At 54.5% G+C, this 1,140-nt stretch carries 2 protein-coding genes; both read left to right on the plus strand.

Annotated elements, in window-relative coordinates:
• The coding region (gene atpB / locus ACRESJ_RS08130; protein WP_431757449.1) for a F0F1 ATP synthase subunit A at positions 1–633 on the plus strand (633 nt) is incomplete at its 5' end.
• Between the two features lie 134 nt (positions 634–767).
• Complete coding sequence (atpE, locus tag ACRESJ_RS08135; RefSeq protein ID WP_003097235.1) at positions 768–1,025, plus strand: F0F1 ATP synthase subunit C; 258 nt, start codon at positions 768–770, stop codon at positions 1,023–1,025.
• Positions 1,026–1,140 lie beyond the last annotated feature (115 nt).

A 1,140-nucleotide genomic window follows, 5' to 3' on the forward strand; every position in this document is an offset into this window, starting at 1 on the left:
AACTTCGTTGAAGTATTGGTCGAATTCGTCGATGGCAGCGTGAAAGACAGCTTCCATGGCCGTAGCCCGGTGGTTGCACCACTGGCACTGACCATCTTCGTCTGGGTGTTCCTGATGAACGCCGTCGACCTGGTACCGGTCGACTGGATTCCTCAACTGGCCATCCTGATCTCCGGCGACCACCACATCCCGTTCCGCGCCGTGTCGACCACCGACCCGAACGCTACTCTGGCCATGGCCTTCACGGTGTTCGCGCTGATCATTTTCTACAGCATCAAGATCAAGGGCCTCGGCGGCTTCATCGGCGAGCTGACCCTGCACCCGTTCGGCAGCAAGAACATCTTCGTTCAAGCCCTGCTGATCCCGGTGAACTTCCTGCTGGAATTCGTGACTCTGATCGCCAAGCCGATCTCCCTGGCTCTGCGTCTGTTCGGCAACATGTATGCCGGTGAGCTGGTCTTCATTCTGATTGCTGTGATGTTCGGCAGCGGTCTGCTCTGGCTGAGCGGCCTGGGCGTTGTTCTGCAGTGGGCGTGGGCTGTGTTCCACATCCTGATCATCACCCTGCAGGCGTTCATCTTCATGATGCTGACCATCGTCTACCTGTCGATGGCACACGAAGAAAACCATTAAGGCCAGTTTCGACTAGTCTGATGTCCCTCCCCGTTAAACGGGAGGGGGCTCTTAACGGGGCCTCTAAAACGATTTGTTTTACCGCTTTAAATTAAAAAAACCTAAACCATACGACGTAAAAGTCGGGAGGAAAGATGGAAACTGTAGTTGGTCTAACCGCGATCGCTGTTGCACTGTTGATCGGCCTGGGCGCACTGGGTACCGCAATTGGTTTCGGCCTGCTGGGCGGCAAGTTCCTGGAAGGCGCAGCGCGTCAGCCAGAAATGGTTCCAATGCTGCAAGTTAAAATGTTCATCGTTGCCGGTCTGCTCGACGCCGTAACCATGATCGGTGTTGGTATCGCTCTGTTCTTCACCTTTGCGAACCCGTTCGTTGGTCAAATCGCTGGCTAATTACTCGGATCTTCCGGGTAATTTGGTGTGATGGACAACGTAACTGCGAGGTGTTGGCGTGAACATTAATGCGACCCTGATTGGCCAGTCCGTTGCGTTCCTGATTTTTGTACTG

This window comes from Pseudomonas sp. (assembly GCF_050739655.1).
GTDB lineage: Bacteria > Pseudomonadota > Gammaproteobacteria > Pseudomonadales > Pseudomonadaceae > Aquipseudomonas.